Annotated in this window: 11 protein-coding genes; 4 read left to right on the forward strand and 7 right to left on the reverse strand. The window is 70.8% G+C overall.

The annotated features are described in order from the left end of the window. Window positions 1-258 precede the first annotated feature (258 nt). From WME73_RS27075 to WME73_RS27095, 5 genes are read right to left on the reverse strand one after another with little or no spacing between them, the layout of a single operon-like run. Complete coding sequence (locus WME73_RS27075) at window positions 259-1,809, reverse strand: sensor histidine kinase (RefSeq protein ID WP_437911401.1); 1,551 nt, start codon at window positions 1,807-1,809, stop codon at window positions 259-261. Between the two features lie 10 nt (window positions 1,810-1,819). After that, complete coding sequence (locus WME73_RS27080) at window positions 1,820-2,518, reverse strand: response regulator (RefSeq protein ID WP_437911402.1); 699 nt, start codon at window positions 2,516-2,518, stop codon at window positions 1,820-1,822. Continuing rightward, a complete protein-coding gene (locus WME73_RS27085; protein WP_437911403.1) occupies window positions 2,515-3,207 on the reverse strand; it encodes a hypothetical protein in 693 nt (230 codons plus the stop codon). Before WME73_RS27085 ends, WME73_RS27080 begins: the two co-directional genes overlap by 4 nt. After that, window positions 3,204-4,109, reverse strand: coding sequence for a hypothetical protein (locus WME73_RS27090; protein WP_437911404.1), 906 nt, complete (start codon window positions 4,107-4,109; stop codon window positions 3,204-3,206). The genes WME73_RS27085 and WME73_RS27090 overlap by 4 nt, the downstream gene beginning before the upstream one ends. Continuing rightward, the gene (locus WME73_RS27095) at window positions 4,106-4,717 is read right to left on the reverse strand and encodes a hypothetical protein (protein ID WP_437911405.1); all 612 of its coding nucleotides are present in this window, start codon (window positions 4,715-4,717) and stop codon (window positions 4,106-4,108) included. Before WME73_RS27095 ends, WME73_RS27090 begins: the two co-directional genes overlap by 4 nt. A gap of 466 nt (window positions 4,718-5,183) precedes the next feature. On the opposite strand from WME73_RS27095, the gene WME73_RS27100 reads away from it, so the two are divergent. Both WME73_RS27100 and WME73_RS27105 read left to right on the forward strand, forming a co-directional pair. Beyond that, window positions 5,184-6,365 (forward strand): LLM class flavin-dependent oxidoreductase, encoded by a 1,182-nt coding sequence (locus WME73_RS27100; protein ID WP_437911406.1) that lies wholly within the window; start codon window positions 5,184-5,186, stop codon window positions 6,363-6,365. A 478-nt stretch (window positions 6,366-6,843) separates the two neighbouring features. Beyond that, on the forward strand, window positions 6,844-12,936 hold the full coding sequence (locus WME73_RS27105; protein ID WP_437911407.1) for an AAA family ATPase: 6,093 nt from the start codon (window positions 6,844-6,846) through the stop codon (window positions 12,934-12,936). Here WME73_RS27105 and WME73_RS27110 read toward each other — a convergent pair. After that, complete coding sequence (locus tag WME73_RS27110; protein WP_437739290.1) at window positions 12,933-13,106, reverse strand: hypothetical protein; 174 nt, start codon at window positions 13,104-13,106, stop codon at window positions 12,933-12,935. The genes WME73_RS27105 and WME73_RS27110 overlap by 4 nt on opposite strands. A gap of 97 nt (window positions 13,107-13,203) precedes the next feature. Continuing rightward, on the reverse strand, window positions 13,204-13,701 hold the full coding sequence (locus tag WME73_RS27115) for a hypothetical protein (RefSeq protein ID WP_437739291.1): 498 nt from the start codon (window positions 13,699-13,701) through the stop codon (window positions 13,204-13,206). A gap of 493 nt (window positions 13,702-14,194) precedes the next feature. Between WME73_RS27115 and leuA the strand changes: the two genes are divergently transcribed. After that, window positions 14,195-15,886, forward strand: a complete 1,692-nt coding sequence (leuA, locus tag WME73_RS27120) for a 2-isopropylmalate synthase (RefSeq protein ID WP_437911408.1) — start codon at window positions 14,195-14,197, stop codon at window positions 15,884-15,886. 387 nt (window positions 15,887-16,273) lie between these two features. Next, a complete protein-coding gene (locus WME73_RS27125) occupies window positions 16,274-17,845 on the forward strand; it encodes a glycoside hydrolase family 43 protein (RefSeq protein ID WP_437911409.1) in 1,572 nt (523 codons plus the stop codon). Window positions 17,846-17,918: the final 73 nt, after the last annotated feature.

The following is a 17,918-nucleotide window of genomic DNA, read 5'->3' on the forward strand; positions in this document are numbered from 1 at the left end:
GAACCGGAGCCGCAAGGCTGCACCATCGCGAATCCTCGGTCCGGAACTGGCACGCGTCCGGTCTCGATCCATCGAGTGCGCACCGCGTATCGCCGGAAGGCCTTCTTAGCCCCTGTCCCCGCTTTCGACGAGCGCCAGACACGAGGACGGCACGACATGGACAGCTTCGAACCGCTCGCCACCCAAGGATCGGCTCGACCCGCGGAATGGGAAAGCCGCCGGATGCGGCGCGGCACGAGCATCCCTTCGCCGCGCTCCTCACTGCCGCACCGGCAGCTCCACCACGAAGCTCGCCCCCTCCCCCGGCGCGCTCTCCACCGTCACCGCCCCGCCGTGCGCCTCGACGACGCTCTTCACGATCGCCAGTCCCAGCCCCGTCCCGTCGCGACCCTCGTCCGTCGTGAAGAACCTGTCGAAGATCCTCGGCAGGTGCTGCGGCGGCACGCCCGGCCCGCGGTCACGCACCGAGATCCTCGCCGTCCTCTCCCCTTCCCGCCCCTCCCCGCCCTCCACGGTCACCACCACCGCCTCTCCCGGCGGCGAGAACTTCACCGCGTTGTCGACGAGGTTCAAGAGCGCCGTCTCCAGGTCCGTCTGCCGCGCCCGGAGCAGCCGTGTCCGCATCTCGTACCGCAGCAGCACCGGCTGCCCCGGGCTCGCGCGCCGCTCCACCACGCGCGCCACCAGCGCCTCCAGATCGAGCACCGTCATCGCCTCGCTCGAGGCCTCGATCCGGCTCAGCTCCAGCAGCCTCGACACGAGCCGGTCGAGCCGCGCCACGTCGAGCTCGATGTTCCGCAGAAAGCGCCGCCGCGCCTCGAGATCGTCCGCCGCCCCCTCGTCGAGCAGCTCGGCGGCGCCCCGGATCGACGTCAGCGGCGACTTGAACTCGTGCGCCACATCGGCCGCAAAATCCGAGATGTAGCGCAGCCGCGCCCCCAGCCGCTCGTTCATCGCGGCGAATGACTCGCCGAGCTCGCGGATCTCGCCGCTCCCGGACACGGGCACCACGACGTCGCGCTCGCCGGCCGCGATGCGCTTCGCCGCGCGCGACAGCTTGCCGAGCGGCCTCGAGATCGACCACGCGAGCGCCAGCGTGACGAGGCCCGTGAACACGCTCGCGACCACGAGGACCCGGATGAGCCCGGAGCGGATCCGGTGCAGCTCGACCAGCACCGGCTGCGTCGAGCGGACAACGTACACCGCGCCGAGCACCTCGCCGCCCCGCCGGATCGGCTCGGCCAGGAACAGGAACACCGCCAGCTCCTGCTGCCGGACACGCGTCCGCGCCGCGCGGCGCCCGGCGAGCGCCTCGCGCACCTCCGGACGATCCGGGACCTCGGACCAGCCCTCGCGCGCGCCCTTTCCGATCGGCCGCACGTTGTCGGCGAGCTCCCGGAAGTCCGCCGAGCTCGGGCGATGGCCGCGCGTCGGCATGAGCGCGGGGGCCGCCGGCTCGGGCCCCTCGGGCGGGCCGTTCTCGTGCGAGTCGGCGACGACCGTGCCCGCCTCGTCGAGGATCCGGACGCGCGTGCGCGTGAGCCTCGCGGCCTGGGTCAAGATGTCGCCGTGCTCGGGCGCGTCGAGCGCGAGCCCTCGATCGAGATCCGACGCGAGCATCGCGGCGACAAGGACCGCCTGGTTCGCCATGTCGCGCTCCAGCGAGCCGAGGAGCTGCCGCTCGTAGAGGCGCGCGAACTCGAGCCCCGCCACAGGCACGAGCAGCACCACCAGGTTCACGACCAGCAGCCGGACGCGGATCCGGCCGAGCTCCCAGCGCAGGCGCTCGATCATCGTGGGGCCCGGCATCGCGGCCCGGCTACGCCCCCTGCAGCTTGTAGCCGACGCCGTGGACGGTCGCGATCGGATCGCCGCCAACCACGCGGAACTTCGCGCGAATCCGGCGAACGTGCGTGTCGATGGTGCGCTCCGTGATCAGGTTGTCGTAGCGGTAGGCGCGCTGCATGAGCTGCCCGCGCGAGAGCACCACCCCGGGCCGCTCCAGCAGCGCGCCGAGCACGCCGAGCTCCGTCGCCGTGAGCGACACCGGCTGACCGAGGTACCGCGCCTCGTGACGCTCGGTGTCGACCTCGATCGGGCCGTGGCGGAGGACCGCGGCGCGCGCGCCGGTGGGTGCCGGCGCGGGCGGCGGCGCCTCGGTCCGCCGGAGCAGCGCGCGCACCCGCGCCACGAGCTCCCGCGGCGAGAACGGCTTCGTGAGGTAGTCGTCGCCGCCGAGCTCCAGGCCGACGATCCGGTCGACCTCGTCGGCGCGCGCCGACAGGAACAGGATCGGCGTCCTGCTCCCGGCGCGCAGCCGCCGGCACACCTCGAGGCCGTCGAGCTCGGGGAGCATCACGTCCAGCACCACGAGGTCCACCGTGCCCGCCCCCGCCGCCTCGACGGCGGCGCGCCCGTCGGCCACCGCCGTCACGGCGTACCCCTCCTTTTGCAGGGCGTAGAGCAGCACCTCGCGGATGCGCGCCTCATCGTCGACGACCAGGATGTGCTTGCTCACGTCGCGATCGGTCCCTCTGTTCCGGCGCCGTGCGCGTCGATCGCCGCGCCGAGGCCCTCCACGCGCGCCCAGACCTCGGACACGATACCACCGACGCCCTCGACCGAGGATCCGGCGAAGCGCGCCAGCACGAGCTGCGTGCGCAGCGCCTGGACGAGATCCGCGAGCTCCTCGAGGGCGCGGGCGTCGCGGTCGCGCATCGCCCGCAGGCGCCGGATGTTCTCGAGGTGGAGGTGCGCCGTCGCCAGCGACCGCGCGCCCGCGCCGCCGCCGCCCCGCTCGATCTCCGCGACGCGCGCCGCGGCGGCGCCCTCGTCGAAGCCGCTCTGGCGCAGCAGCGCGTCGAGCTCCGCGTGGCGGGCGGCGGCGCGCGCCACCTCGGCCTCGATCCGCGAGGCCGCCTCGCGCGACAGGAGCGCCTCGAACGAGGTGCCAGCGCAGGCGCTGACCCCCTCGCGCAGCGCGCCCTGGACGCGCGCGGCGGCATCGCCCGCGACGCCGCCCGCGCGCCCGCCGCCCTCCCCGCGGCCCGCCGTGAGCGCGACGGGCGCCCAGATGGGCCAGAGCGGCACGCAGAGCGCCGCGGAGAGGGCGGCGCGGCGGCGCCCCTCGGGCGAGGCGCGGTACACCGCCACGGCGCACGCGAGCCCGGCGATCAGGTACAGCACCGCGAGATCGCGGAGGCTCATTGCGCCTCCTTCACCCGGTCGCCGCGCTCGGCGCCCCGATCGAGGCCGTCCAGGCCCGCGCCGTCCGCCGGCGAGATCTCCCGTACGGTCGCGCCGTCCGCCGGCGGGACCTCCCGCTGGGTCGCGCCGTCCGCCGGCGGGACCTCCCGCTGGGTCGTGCCGTCCGCCGGCGGGTCATCGACCGGAGCCACGCCATCGCGCGAGGGTCGCTCCCACGGGCGCAGCCCGTCGTGCGAGCGCAGATCGTCGTCGTAGATGAGCGCGGAGCGGAAGCTCGTGACGAGCGCGTCGGAGAAGCTCCCCTCGCGGGCGCGCAGGAACGGGACGTCCTTCTCGCTCGGCCGCCCGAGGTAGGGCCGGAGGATCCACGCGGCTTGACCGCCGACGGCGAAGAAGACGGCCATGAAGGCGACCGCAGTGAGCCAGCGGCCCGGACCCGCGCCGATGCCCCGCACGAGCACGCCGAGCGCCGCGAGGCCCGCGACGGCGTAGGCGAGCCAGGCCGCGACCGACGACGCGTGGTAGCCGAGCCCCACGTCGATGGCCAGCCAGAGCACGGGCGCGAACGCGAGCAGCACCAGCGACGAGCGGCCCGCCGACGCGAGGGCGAGCGCGATGACGGACCTCATGGGCCACGGGCGCCCGAGCACGGCCGAGAACGCGTGGAGCGCCGGGACCGAGAGCGCGAGCGTGATCAGCATCGCCAGCGGCACCTTGACGGCCGCAAAGACGATCTGCTCGCTGCCGCGGAAGCTCCCGATCACGCCGCCAAACACGGCCGAGCCGAGGGCAATCGCGCCGAGCGACGCGAGCGCGATGGCGCGGATGTCCCTGTCCTCACGGCAGCTCGCGGCCACCTCGGAGGGCGCCCTGAGGAGACGGCTCACGACGGAGGCGCTCACGAGGCACCCCCCTTCAGGATCGGGAGCATCCCCCACCACACGCGCAGCGCGAGCACCACGGCGAACCCCGCGAACACGACGAGCGCCGCGGTCGACCGGGACACGCCGGCGAGACCGCCCTCGCGCTGGAGCACCGCGCCGAGGTCACGCAGCAGGATGCAGATGCCGACGGCGCCGCCCACCGCGAGGCCGAGCAGCCCCATGAGGGCCGCTGTCGCGTCCGCCCCGCTCGTCACGACGAAGAGCGCCGAGGCGGGCGCGAGGCCGCCGAGCACGAGGCCCGTCGCGGCCGCGGCGCGCGCCGTCGCCGAGAGCGCGCGCGGCGGGTCGAGCGGCGCGTCGAAGAGCGTCAGCACGATCGTGAGCGCCGGCACGCCGACGCACGCAACGGCGATCATCGCCGCAGGGACGCCGGCCGCGTGGCGGACGAACGACACGCCGCCCTGCCGCGCGCCGAGCGAGAGGCCGTACAGCGCCGCGAGGCCGACGCCGACGCCGAACCGGGACAGCTCCTCGCGGAGCGCGACCGAAGGCCGCTCCGCGAGGAGGGCAGCCGTCCAGCTGCGGTGTCCGGCGCCCGCGGTGGGCTCCGCGGCGGTGCCGGGCACAGGGGCCGCGGGGGCGTCGTCTCGACGCTCCGCGGGATCTCTTGCGCCGGCGTCCGTGCCGGCCTCGGGCGATGATGTTACGGGGAGACAGGTAGCTTGCGCCTGCACAAGGACCTCCATCGGGGTGAGCGCTGCGCGGCCTGGTCACGGCCGCCGCAGACCTCCCTGGGCGTACCCCCCGGGTGAGGCGCACCCGCGCGCCCGACGAGGAACAGACGCGGAGAGGTTGTGGCGAAGACGTGGCGGTGGCCCGCGCCTTCCGGAGCGCCCCGGGGCCGGGACCGCCGGCACCCGAGGAGCCCTCCACGGGAGGTCTCCCGCGACGGTCCACACGCACATCACAGCCTCTGAGCACCCGACTCCGGCGATCCATCGACATGTAGATCGGTGTGCGCCAAACCACACATTGCCGATTTGTACGCGACGGATCGATGCTTGGCGCGCGGCACTCGCGAGGGAGGAAGTAATGAAGATCGACCTGTTCACAGAGATGCAGAGTCCCCGTCCGTGGTCGGAGGACCACGAGCACAGGGTCATCATGAACACCCTCGAGCAGGCGAAGCTCGCCGATCGGCTCGGGTATGGCTGCTGGTGGCAGGTCGAGCACCATACGGCCGAGGAGTTCAGTTACTCGTCGGCGCCGGAGGTGATGCTCGCGGCGATCTCGCAGCACACGACGTCGATACGGCTCGGGCACTCCTCGGTGCTGTCGCCGTTCCGGTTCAACCACCCCATCCGCGTCGCCGAGCGCGCGGCCATGCTCGATCACCTGAGCGGCGGTCGCCTGGAGCTCGGCCTGGCCCGCTCGACCATCCCGGAGTGGCGCACGTTCAACATCCCTCCGGACCGGACGCGCGATCAGATGCAGCAGGCGTTCGAGATGATCCCGAAGATGTGGACGCAGGAGCGGTTCTCCTGGAAGAGCGAGGACGCCGAGATCAACAACGTCCCCATCATCCCGAAGCCGTACCAGAAGCCCCACCCGCCCCTCTGGCAGGCCTGCTCGAGCCTCGCCTCGTTCGAGCAGGCCGGGCGCAACGGGGTCGGCGCGCTCGGCGTCACGCTGTGGGCGCCGCCCGACCAGGTGAAGGAGTGGATCGGCATCTACCGTGAGGCCATCCGCCGGTGCGAGCGCCCCGTTGGCGCGTTCATCAACAACCAGGTCGGGTTCTTCACGTTCGCTCATTGCGCCGAGACGGACCAGCAGGCCATGGAGAACGGCGCCGCCTCCGCGGCCGCGTGGTACACGAACGGGTCCTTCACGTTCTTCGAGGCGAAGGAGCACTTCCTGCGGACCCACGCCGAGGAGCAGGCGCTGGCCAAGGACCCGGCGGGCGGCGGCCTCGTGGGCCAGCTCCTGCGCGACCGCGCGGGGAAGACGCCGGCCGAGACCAAGGCCAACGCGGTCCTCGCCCGCATCATGCAGAACGAAGAGGTCCCGAACGAGGAGGTGTTCGACGCCCTGAAGGAGCAGAACTCGCTCATCGTCGGCAGCCCGGAGACCTGCCGGCAGAAGATCAAATTCTACCAGGACCTCGGCATCGATCGCCTGCTGAGCTTCCAGCAGGTCGGGCGCCTTTCGCACGAGCAGGTCATGAGCAGCATTCGCCAGATCGGCAAGCTCATCCCCGAGTTCGACAAGCCCTAGTTCCGTGAATCAGAAATCCCGTCTCGACGCCGTGGCCGCGCCGCATCACGGACACGGAGCGAGATCGGGCGGATATCCACTACGGAGAGGGCGCGGAAACAGCTAATCATCGCTGTTTTATGCATCATCGAGCTTTCCCACTCGTTGTTCCAAATGGGTGGATTGAGGGTTCCGCCGCCCGCCTTTCTCGACCTTGTCGTTGATCCTCCAGGCGCGGAAGTGGGCACCGTCCACGACGACGACGACGAGCGAGCACTTCCGTGCGCTGCGGCACGAGAGCTCGGTCGAGCGGTGGGCGGCGACGACGTGACGTTCACGAGCCAGCATGCGGGGCAGGTCCTGCCGCGATCTCATGAGCAGGGTGGCCCCGGTGCGGGACGTGGCGCGCGCTGGTTCGCGGAGGAGGACGGATGATGTCCGGCGCCTCGCCTGCTCAAGGCGATGGCGATGCGCACCGATCATGGCAGCATGCGTCGCAATGACCCGTAGCAGGGCTCCTGCGGACACCACCATTCCCGTCTCGTCCGATCCCGGGGCGTCGTCCCGTTACGCCATCATCGAGTTCCTCTGCGAGGGTTCAGACACCCTTCTTTACCGGGGTGTACGCGAGGGCGACGGCCTTGCCGTGGTGCTCAAGGTCCTCCGGCGCGATCACGCGAGCCCTCGCGCCCCGGAGCGGCTGCGTCACGAGTACGAGATTGCTCGGGCGCTCGAGAGCACGGCGATCGTCAAGCCCTATGCGCTCGAGATGCTCGGCGATCAGCCGGCGCTGGTCCTGGAGGATTTCGGCGGCGTGTCGCTCGATCGGCTCCTGGAAGGGCCGATGCCGATCGAGCGCTTCTTCCCGCTCGCCGTCCGCCTGGTGGAGGCGCTCGCCGAGGTGCACCGCCATGGCGTCGTCCACAAGGACATCAAGCCTCAGAACCTGCTCCTCAACCCCGCCACCGGCGAGGTGAAAATCACCGATCTGGGGATTGCGTCCCGGATACCCCGCGAGCTCCAGCACCTCGAGCACGTCGGGCTCATCGAGGGGACCCTGGCCTACATGGCCCCGGAGCAGACAGGCCGGATGAACCGCTGGATCGACGAGCGGACCGATCTCTACTCCCTCGGCGTCGTCTTGTACGAGATGCTGGCGGGCGCTCTGCCGTTCCGGGCCAGCGATCCCGTCGCGTGGGTCTATTGCCACATTGCCCAGAAGCCGGTCCCGCCACACGCGCTCGTCCCGTCGATTCCCCCGCCCCTGTCCGCGGTCGTGCTCAAGCTGCTCTCCAAGGCCGCCGAGGAGCGGTACCAGAGCGCGGCGGGCCTGCGGCACGATCTGGACGAGTGCTTCGCCCGGTGGCGGACGAGCGGCGCCATTCAGCCCTTCGCGCTCGGTCAGCGCGACGTCTCCGACCGGTTCCAGGTCCCGCAGCGGCTGTACAGCCGCGAGCGCGAGGTGGAGGCGCTGCTCGGCGCGTTCGAGCGGGTGGTGGCGCAGAGCCGGCCAGAGCTCGTGCTCGTGTCGGGCTACTCGGGCATCGGCAAGTCGTCGCTCGTCGCCGAGCTGCACCGGCCGATCGTGAGGGAGCGGGGGTTCTTCCTCTCCGGCAAGTTCGATCAAACCGCGAGGGACGTCCCCTATCGCGCTTTCCTTCAGGCGTTCCGGGCGCTCTTTCAGGAGATCCTCAGCGCGAACGAGGAGCAGGTCGAGCGCTGGAGACAGCGTTTCCGGGAGGCCCTCGGCGAAAACGGCAGGCTGCTCGCCGACGTGCTCCCCGAGCTCACGCTGCTCCTCGGCCCCCAGCCGCCCGTGCCCGAGCTGCCGCCCGCCGAGGCCCAGAGCCGGCTGCTCGCGACGCTCCAGCGCTTCGTCGCGGCGTGCGCCCGGAAGGAGCACCCCGTGGCGCTCTTCCTCGACGATCTGCAGTGGGCCGACGCGGCCAGTCTCCAGCTGCTCGAGCAGCTCGCCATCTACGCCGGGCCCGCGCACCTGCTGCTGATCGGCGCCTACCGCGACAACGAGGTCGGCCCCGCGCACCCGCTGCGGCTCACGCTGGCCGAGGTGCGGCAGCACGGCGCCGCTGTCTCCGAGCTCGTCCTCGAACCGCTCTCCACCGCCCACGTCGGGGCGCTCGTCGCCGAGACGGTCCACGCGCCCGAAGGCCAGGTCGAGCCGCTCTCGCAGCTGGTCTACGAGAAGACCGGCGGTAATCCGTTCTTCGTGCTCCAGTTCCTGATCGCGCTGCACCAGGAGGGGCTCATCGCCTTCGACGCGGACGCGGGCAGGTGGCGGTGGGACATCGCCGCGATCCGCGACAAGGGGTTCACCGACAACGTCGTCGAGCTGATGGCGGGCAAGCTGAAGCGGCTCTCGGTCCCGACGCGGGACGCGCTCAAGCTCGCCGCGTGCCTCGGCAGCAGCTTGGATCTCGACACCCTCGCGCTGGTCGCGGGCCGGAAAGCGGCGGAGCTCCGCGACGCGCTCGAGGAGGCCGTGCGGGAGGGGCTGCTCCTCCGCCGGGGCGACGCCTATCGATTTCTTCACGACCGGGTGCAGCAAGCCGCTTACTCGCTCATCCCGGCGGGACAGCTCGCCGAGATGCACCTTTGGATCGGCCGGCTGCTCCTCAGGGCGCAGCGCGCGGAGGAGCGCGACGAGGCGCTCTTCGACGTCGTCGGCCACCTCAACCGCGGCGCCGCGCTCATCCGTTCTCGGGCGGAGCGGCACGAGGTCGCGGCGCTGAACCTCCGCGCCGGCAGGAAGGCCAAGGCCGCCGCGGCCTTCCAGTCCGCCGCCGCGCTCTTCGCCGCGGGCCTTTCCCTGCTCGCGCCGGACTCTTGGGAGACGCAACACGAGCTGACCTACGACCTGACGCTCGAGCGCGCGCACGTCGCGTACATCACTGGCGGTTTCGACGAGGCCGAGCGGCTCCTGGAAGAGCTCCGCGCTCGCGCGAGGACCCGGCGCGAGACGGCCGCCGCCGTCGAGCTCGTCCTTGCCTTCTATCAGACCCGCGGGCAATACGCCCGCGCGGTGGAGATCGGCCTCTCGTGGCTCCGCGCCTGCGACATCGATCTGCCGCTCCACCCCACCGGCGCACAGATTGACAAGGAGACCGAGAGCGTCTGGCAGGCCCTGGACGACCGGGCCATCGAGGACCTGATCCATCTGCCCCCCATGACGAACCCGGAGATCGAGATCACGATGGGCGTGCTGCAGCGCATAGTCCTCCCAGCGGTCTTCGTGGACCCGGACCTGCACGTTCTCGTCGTCCTGCGCATGGTCCAGCTCAGCCTGCGCCACGGCAGCGCCGAGAGCTCCGCGTATGCGTACACTGCCTTCGCGAGGGTGATCGGCCCGACGTTCGGGCGATACCAGGAGGCCTATCGGTTCGGCAAGCTCGGCTGCGACCTGGCGGACAGGAGCGGCCTCCTCACCACGAAATCGGTGGTGATCAACCTCTTCGGACAGCATGTCGTCTTCTGGACACGCCACTACCGAGAGACGTATCCGTACACCCGCGCCGGCTTCAGCGCCGCGGTCGAGTCCGGCGATCTGAACAACGCGTGCTTCAGCTGCCTCTGGGCCGCGGTGTTCCGGCTGCTCTCTGGCGAGCCGCTGGAGGACGTGCTCCGCGAGGTCGACGAGCGCCTCGGCTTCGTGCGCAGCGCCGGTTACGCGTTCGCGCACATCGCGCTCCTCAGCGACCACGCCATGCTCCAGACGCTGCGCGGGAGACCGGTCCGCTTCTCGATGCTGGACGGGTCCGCTCTGGATCCGCCGGCCTTCGAGGCGCAGCTGGAGGAGGGGGATCTGCAGGGCGTTCGCGCTCTCTATTACAGCTTGAAGGCGCAGGCGCTCTTCGTGCTTGGCTCTCCCAGGGAGGCGTCCGCGGCGGCGACCCGCGTGATGGTCGAGAACCCCTTCAGGATCGCGCCGTACCCGCTCATCGCCGAGAACTTCTACTATCTCGCGCTCTCGCTCGCGGCCCTCTTCAACGCGCCGCACGAGGCGCACGAGGCGGGGCCCTCCCCGCAGCGGGCGCTCCCCGAGCGGCTCCTCGAGTGCGAGCGGCAGCTCGGCGAGTGGGCCAGGAGCGGCCCCGATAACTTCCTCCACAAGCACGCCCTGGTCCGCGCCGAGATCGCCCGGCTCCGGGGGCACGAGCCGGAGGCCATCCGGCTCTACGAGCAGGCCATCGCGTCGGCGCGGGAGGGCGGTTTCATCCAGCACGAGGCCATCGCCTGCGAGCTCGCCGCGGCGTTCTACCGCGCGCGCGACCTCGCGACGCCCGCCGACTGCTACCTGCGCAAGGCCCGCGCCGGCTACTTCACGTGGGGCGCCCACGCCAAGGTGGAGCAGCTCGACCAGCGCTACCCCCACCTCGCCCCGCGCAAGCCGATCGCGCCCACCGTCACCTTCGCCGTGCGGGCCGAGCAGTTCGACGTCCTGTCGGTGGTGAAGGCGTCGCAGAGCATCTCCGGCGAGCTCAAGCTCCCGCGGCTGCTCGAGACGCTGCTGCGCATCGTGGTCGAGCACGCGGGCGCCGAGAAGGGGCATGTGCTCCTGCTCCGGGAGGATCGCCTGTCGACCGCGGCGGCGATCGAGACACCTGGGGGCGCGGTGCGGCTGCTCGACGCGGGCGAGGCGCCTTCGGCCGCGCTGCCAGAGGCCGTCCTCAACTACGTTCGCCGGAGCCACGAGCGCGTGCTGCTCGACGACGCTGCCGCCCGGCACCCCTTCATGGAGGACGAGTATTTCAGTCACAAGCGCCCGAAATCGGTGCTGTGCCTCCCGATCGTGCACCAGGCCCGGCTGATCGGCCTGCTCTACCTGGAGAACAACCTCGTCACCGGCGCCTTCACTCCCGGGCGGCTCAGCGTCATCGAGCTGCTCGCCTCGCAGTCGGCCATCTCGCTGGAGAACGCCCTGCTCTACGCCGAGCTGGAGCAGGAGAACGCCGAGCGGCGGCGAGCGGAACAGGCGCTCAAGGCCAATCAGGAGATGCTCCAGGCCATCGTCGACAACTCGGCGGCGTCCATCTACCTCAAGGATCGCGAGGGTCGATATCTGCTCGCCAACCGGCTGGTGAGAACCAACCTGGGCATGCCGAGCGAGCAGCTCCTTGGGAGGACCGATGCCGAGCTCTTCCCTGCTCCGGTCGCCGAGACCATCCACGACCACGACCGGAAGGTGCTCGACGCGGGCGTGCCGATGGAGTGGGAGGAGGAGATCCCGCTGGAGGACGGGCTCCACACCTTCCTGTCGGTCAAATTCCCTCTCGGTGAGGGGCCCGCGCCCCGCGCGCTCGGCGGCATCTCCACCGACATCACCGAGCGCAAGCGGACCGAGCAGGCCGTGCGCTTCCTGGCCGAGGCGAGCTGCAAGCTGATGGCCCTCGGCTACGGCGCGACGTTCGAGAGCGTGGCGCAGCTCCCGGTGCCCGAACTCTCGGATCAGTGCGTCGTCGAGGTGCTCTTCGAGGGCAGGACGCCGGGCTGGACGGTCACGGCAGGGGTGCCCGGCGAGCAGCTGGAAGCGCTGAAGGACGCGCTGCGCCTGCTGGCAGAGGCGTCGCCGGCCGGAGCCGAGGGCGAAGCCGGCCGCGTCACGCCGCTGCTACAGCAGGTGGGTTCGCTCGACCCGCGGGTCAGGCCTCTCTGGAAGCAGCTCGGCGTCCACGCGTTCCTGCGGGTTCCGCTGCTCGCGCGCGACCGGTACTTCGGCGTCATGACCCTGCTGGCGACCGCGCCCGAGCGCCGCTACGGCCCCGCCGACCTGCGGCTGGCCGAGGAGCTGGGGCGCCGCGCGGCGCTCGTGCTCGACAATATCCGCCTGTACACCGAGGCCCAGGAGGCCATCGAGCGGCGGGACGAGTTCCTCGTCGTCGCGTCTCACGAGCTCAAGACCCCGCTGACCTCGCTGCAGATGCAGGTGCAGGCGGCCGAGCGCCTGCTGCACCGCCGCTCGCTCGCAAGCGTTCCCCCGGAGCGGATCGAGGCGATGTTCCGTATCCTCGGCCGCCAGACGTCGCGGCTCGGGCGCCTGGTCGACGAGCTGCTCGACGTCACGAGGATGAACGCCGGGCGGCTGACGCTCACGCGGGCGCCGGTCGACCTGGCGGCGCTGGTGCGCGAGGTCGTCGAGCGGATGCGCCCCCAGCTCGCGGACGCCCGCTGCCCGACGCAGCTGGAGCTGGGAGCGCCCGTGGTCGGGCACTGGGATCCGGATCGCCTGGAGCAGGTCGTCATCAACCTCCTGTCGAACGCGATGAAGTACGGCGCAGGCGGGCCTATTTCTATCGGCGTGCGGCGGCAGGCGGATCGCGCGCTGCTCGTGGTCCGGGATGAGGGGATCGGGATCGCGGAGGCCGATCAGGGCAGGATCTTCGAGCGCTTCGAGCGCGCGGTGTCGGTGCGCAACTTCGGCGGTATCGGGCTCGGGCTCTACATCGCACGCTCGATCGTGGCGTCGCACGGCGGATCCATCCAAGTGCAGAGCAAGCCGGGCGCCGGCGCGACGTTCGTGGTGGAGCTCCCGCTGAACCCGCCGGAGGCGGACGAACGCGGCGTCGAGCCAGCCTAGCCCGAGTTTCGCAAACATGAAGGGCTGAGCGGCGCGGAACGCACGGAGGCGAAGCTGAGCGTGGCCGCCGTCACGCCGCCGCCGGTCCCGGCGATGAACTTCGGGATCGGGTGCGCCCAGAAGGGGAACCGGATCTGTCCCCGCTCGTACGCCTGCTCGATCGTCTGCACGTTGCCTTCGAGCTGGCCGGTGAAGCCCCGGGGCCTTCCCCGGCGGGTCGACGATCTGCCGAGGGATACCTCCCGGCTTGCCGGAGAGGTCGCTCGATCAAAATCGCCCGACGAGGCCGAGCCCGGCGCTGCTCGGTCCGAGCGCCATCGGCGCGGGGAGCACGAACGGCTGGTTGACGTCGTCGCGGACCAGCACCCTTCGCGGCACGAGGAGGCCTGGCACGAGCAGGGCGGCTCCCGTAATCTGGACGAGCCCGTCGAGGACGAGCGCCATGGTCTCGAGGTCGTCCTGCCGGGTCGTGGCCAGGGTGATGAAGGGGCCTGCGCACGGCACGAACAGCGCCGCGTAGCCCGGGGAGCCGCGGTATACCGCGTCGCCGCCGCCGATCGCGGTGAACAGGTAGACGGTTCCGAAGACGATCGAACCGCTGATCACGAGCCCCTTGCGGACGCGCGTCTCCGGATGATAGCCGGGCGGCACCGGCTCGCCCTCCCTCCAGGGGAGCACCTTCGGGCCCGCGGGCGGGGCGCCGTGGCCGCCCCGGAAGTCCGCGGCCAGCGGCTGCTGTGGCGCGAGCGGGGGCTGCCCCTGCACGAGCGGCGGAGCAGGCGGAGCTCCGTCGTCCGCCCGTGCGTGCTCCGCGCCAGAGAATGAGGCAACAAGCCCGGTCGCTACAGCCAGCGACCATCGTTCAAGCGATCGTCGATTCCACATTTCAACCCCCCGCGCTCGCGCTCTCGCATGCTCCGTGACCGCGCGCCGGCAGCACCCGACAGACGAGCCTACACGAGAAGGGTCAGGTCCGAGCGCCGGCGCAGAGCGTCGCGCCGTCGGAGGTGAACGCCACGCTCACCGCAGCGCTCGACAGGCGCGCGAATGTTCGCTAGGCTGCACCTCGATGTCCGTCCCTCGCGCGCGCTCCCTACGCCCCTGCCTAGGCCTACGGCCCGGGGGCCTTTGCGCGCGCTGCTGACGACGTCGCTCCTCGCAGTACGGCCCCCCTCGGTTTCCTTGGTCCCGATGGGGGTCCTCCGCCTCGTCGTCGTGTCGTGACGACTCCCATCGCTAGCTTTCAGGGAGTCCTGTCATGTCCACGATGCCTGTCCACAAGTACAAGCCCTTTCAGCCCATCCATCTGCCCGATCGCCACTGGCCCAGCCGCGTGATCGAGAGCGCGCCGCGCTGGTGCAGCGTGGACCTGCGCGACGGCAACCAGGCCCTGGTCGAGCCCATGGGCCTCGAGCGCAAGCTCCGCATGTGGCACGAGCTCGTGCGCATGGGGTTCAAGGAGATCGAGGTGGGCTTCCCCAGCGCGTCGCAGCCCGACTTCGATTTCGTGCGCTGGATCATCGACCAGGGGCTCATCCCGGACGACGTGACGATCCAGGTGCTCACCCAGGCGCGCGCCGAGCTGATCGAGCGCACCTTCGAGGCCATCCGCGGGGCGCGCCGCGCCATCGTCCACCTCTACAACTCCACCTCCACGCTCCAGCGGCGCGTGGTGTTCGGCCTGGATCGCGCGGGCATCGTCGAGATCGCCGTGCGCGGGGCCCGGCTCGTGAAGGAGCTCGCGGCGCGGTCGCCCGAGACCGAGGTCGCGCTGGAGTACTCCCCCGAGAGCTTCACGGGCACCGAGCTCGATTTCGCGAAGGAGATCTGTGAGGCCGTGATGGACGTCTGGGAGCCCACGCCATCACGGAAGATCATCCTGAACCTGCCCGCCACCGTCGAGATGTCGACGCCCAACGTGTACGCGGATCAGATCGAGTGGATGCACAGGAACCTGAAGCAGCGCGACAGCATCGTGCTGAGCGTGCACCCGCACAACGACCGCGGCACCGCCGTGGCCGCGGCGGAGCTGGCCGTGATGGCGGGCGCCGATCGCGTCGAGGGCACGCTGTTCGGGAACGGCGAGCGCACGGGCAACGTCGACGTCGTGACGCTGGCGCTCAACCTGATGTCCCAGGGCGTGGATCCCGAGCTCGAGATCCATGACGTCCAGTCGATCAAGGAGACGGTCGAGCACTGCAACCGCCTGCCGGTCCACCCGCGCCACCCGTACGTCGGCGAGCTCGTGTACACGGCCTTCTCCGGGTCGCACCAGGACGCGATCAAGAAGGGGTTCAAGGCGCTGCGCGAGGGCGGGAGCCCGCTCTGGGAGGTGCCGTACCTGCCCATCGATCCGCAGGACGTCGGCCGCAGCTACGAGGCGGTGATCCGCGTGAACAGCCAGTCGGGCAAGGGCGGCGTGGCCTACGTGCTCGAGCACGATCACGGCTACGCGCTGCCGAGGGGGCTCGCCGTCGAGGTGAGCCAGGCCGTGCAGCGCAGGGCGGAGCGGACCGAGGGCGAGGTGCAGAAGGCCGAGATCCTGGCGATCTTCGAGCGGGAGTACGTGAACCGCGCAGGGCCGCTCCGCGTCACCCGGCACAGGCGCGTCGGCCAGGGCGCGGACGAACGACACGAGTTCCATGTGCAGATCCGAGGCGCCGCCCACGTGCTGAGCGCCGCCGGCGGCAGCCCCGTCGAGGCGCTCGCGAGCGCGCTCGCGCGCCACGCGGGGATCGCGATCGCGGTGGACGAGCACGCGGCGCACGCGCTCCCGAGGAGCGCCGGCGACGAGACGGCGGCTTACGTGGCCATCTCGGTCGGGCGCAAGCGCAGCTTCGGGGCAGGGACGCACGGGGACGCCGACATGGCGTCGCTCGCCGCCGTGGCGTCCGCGTGGAACCGCGCGCGGCCGGCGGATGCGGCGCAGCTCGCGGCGGCAGCGGAGTGAGCGGGCGCGCGGTCGCTCAACCCCGCCGGAGGCGCCCGCGCAGCGAGACGAAGCGCCTGGACGCGCGCGCGCGCGGTGCTACCCTCGCGCGCCGACGGCGGAGCTCCTCCGGCGGGTCCGGCAGCGCGGCCACAGACGGCAGATGCGGGAACCAGCAGGGGCGACGTTGCAGACGCCACGTTCCCTTATGATGCCTTCTCCCCCACGCCGCATCCCGAGCTCGCGCCGCATCCCGAGCTGCCTGTGGACACGCACCTCCGGTGCCTCCCTCCAGCGCGCGAGCGGGGGGACCTGGGCAGGGTGCGCCTGCGGTGCCGGGCGTATCCGTCGAGCTCTGGAAGCAGGACTGGCTGCGCTGGAACACAACGAGACAATCAAGGTGAGTGAATGAGCAAGGTGGAAAATCCGGCACTGAGAGGGTTCAACCCCGATCCGTCGATCGTTCGCGTGGGGGACGATTACTACATCGCGACCTCGACGTTCGAGTGGTTCCCGGGCGTCCAGATCTCCCACTCGAGAGACCTCGCCAACTGGCGGGTGGTCGCGCGGCCGCTGGAGCGGTACTCGCAGCTGGACATGCGCGGCAACCCCAACTCCGGCGGGATCTGGGCGCCGTGCCTGACCTACGCGGACGGCTTGTTTCACCTCATCTACACGAATTCGCGACGCTGGGCGGGGTCGTTCAAGGACGTCCACAACTACCTGGTCACCGCGCCTTCCATCACCGGCCCGTGGTCGGAGCCGGTGTACCTGAACAGCTCGGGGTTCGATCCTTCGCTGTTCCACGACGACGACGGCCGCAAGTGGCTTGTGAACATGGTGTGGGATCACCGGCCGGGCAACAACCCGTTCGGTGGGATCTTGCTCCAGGAGTACAGCCCGAAGGAGAAGAAGCTCGTCGGTCCGGTGGAGAACATCTTCCGAGGCACGGCGCTCGGGCTCGTGGAGGGGCCGCACCTCTACAAGCGAGATGGCTACTACTACCTGCTCACCGCGGAGGGCGGCACGTTCATCACGCACGCCGCGACGGTGGCCCGCTCTCGCTCGATCCACGGCCCTTACGAGGTCATGCCCAACAATCCGCTCATCTCCAGCGCGTCCCACCCCGAGCTGCAGCTCCAGAGCGCGGGTCACGGTAGCTTCGTGGAGAACAAGGACGGCTCGTGGGTGTTCGCGCACCTGTGCCGTCGCCCGCTGAAGAATGGCCGGTCGACGCTGGGACGCGAGACGGCGCTGCAGGGGATCACCTGGGTCGAGGGGTGGCCGCGGCTGACTTCGGGCGGGCAGGTTCCGCTGGACGTCTACGAGGGGCCGAACCTGGCTCGCCACGAATGGCCGAAGACACCCGAGCGCGACGACTTCGACAAGCCCGCGCTGGGGATCGAGTGGCAGTCGCCGCGCGTGCGGCCGGCAGACGTGAGCAGCCTCGCCGCCCGACCCGGGTACCTGCGCCTGATCGGGCGCGAGAGCATCACCTCGAACTTCGAGCAGAGCCTCGTCGCGAAGCGCCAGCAGGCCAAGCACGTGCAAGCGACGGCGTGCATGCAATTCGCCCCTCAGCACTTTCAGCAAATGGCGGGCATCGTTGCGTTCTACAGCACGGACTCGTTCTACTATCTCTACGTCTCGCGGGCGGAGCACGCCGAGAAGGCCCTTTCGCTCATGAAGTGCGAGCGGGGGAACCTGACGTTCCCGGTCGAGAAGGAGTACGTGCTGGACGGGGCGGAGAACATCTTCCTGCGGCTCGAGATCAAAGACGATCGGATATCGTTCTTCTACTCGCGGGATGGCGTCACCTACCACGCGGTGGGGTGGGAGCACGATGCGTCGATCCTGTCGGACGAGCACGCGGTGCCCTGTGGGTTCACGGGCAATTTCGTCGGGATGGCGTGCCAGGACCTGGCCGGCACACGCCTGCACGCGGACTTCGACTGGTTCGACTACCGCGAGATCGGGTGACGTCCGAACAGGGAGACAGCCGCAGCGCCGCGCTGGGCGAGCGGCTGAGCCCGTATCCCACGAATGTGCGCCC

It is taken from the genome of Sorangium sp. So ce302 (genome assembly GCF_051530145.1).
In the GTDB taxonomy this organism is placed as follows: Bacteria; Myxococcota_A; Polyangia; order Polyangiales; family Polyangiaceae; genus Sorangium; species Sorangium cellulosum_B.

What these genes read in the sequence shown, in the direction of transcription:
- WME73_RS27085 (WP_437911403.1), bottom strand. Translation starts at nt 3,207, where the DNA reads ATGAGCCTCCGCGATCTCGCGGTGCTGTACCTGATCGCCGGGCTCGCG.
- WME73_RS27125 (WP_437911409.1), top strand. Translation starts at nt 16,274, where the DNA reads ATGAGCAAGGTGGAAAATCCGGCACTGAGAGGGTTCAACCCCGATCCG.
- WME73_RS27100 (WP_437911406.1), top strand. Translation starts at nt 5,184, where the DNA reads ATGAAGATCGACCTGTTCACAGAGATGCAGAGTCCCCGTCCGTGGTCG.
- leuA (WP_437911408.1), top strand. Translation starts at nt 14,195, where the DNA reads ATGTCCACGATGCCTGTCCACAAGTACAAGCCCTTTCAGCCCATCCAT.
- WME73_RS27075 (WP_437911401.1), bottom strand. Translation starts at nt 1,809, where the DNA reads ATGCCGGGCCCCACGATGATCGAGCGCCTGCGCTGGGAGCTCGGCCGG.
- WME73_RS27105 (WP_437911407.1), top strand. Translation starts at nt 6,844, where the DNA reads ATGACCCGTAGCAGGGCTCCTGCGGACACCACCATTCCCGTCTCGTCC.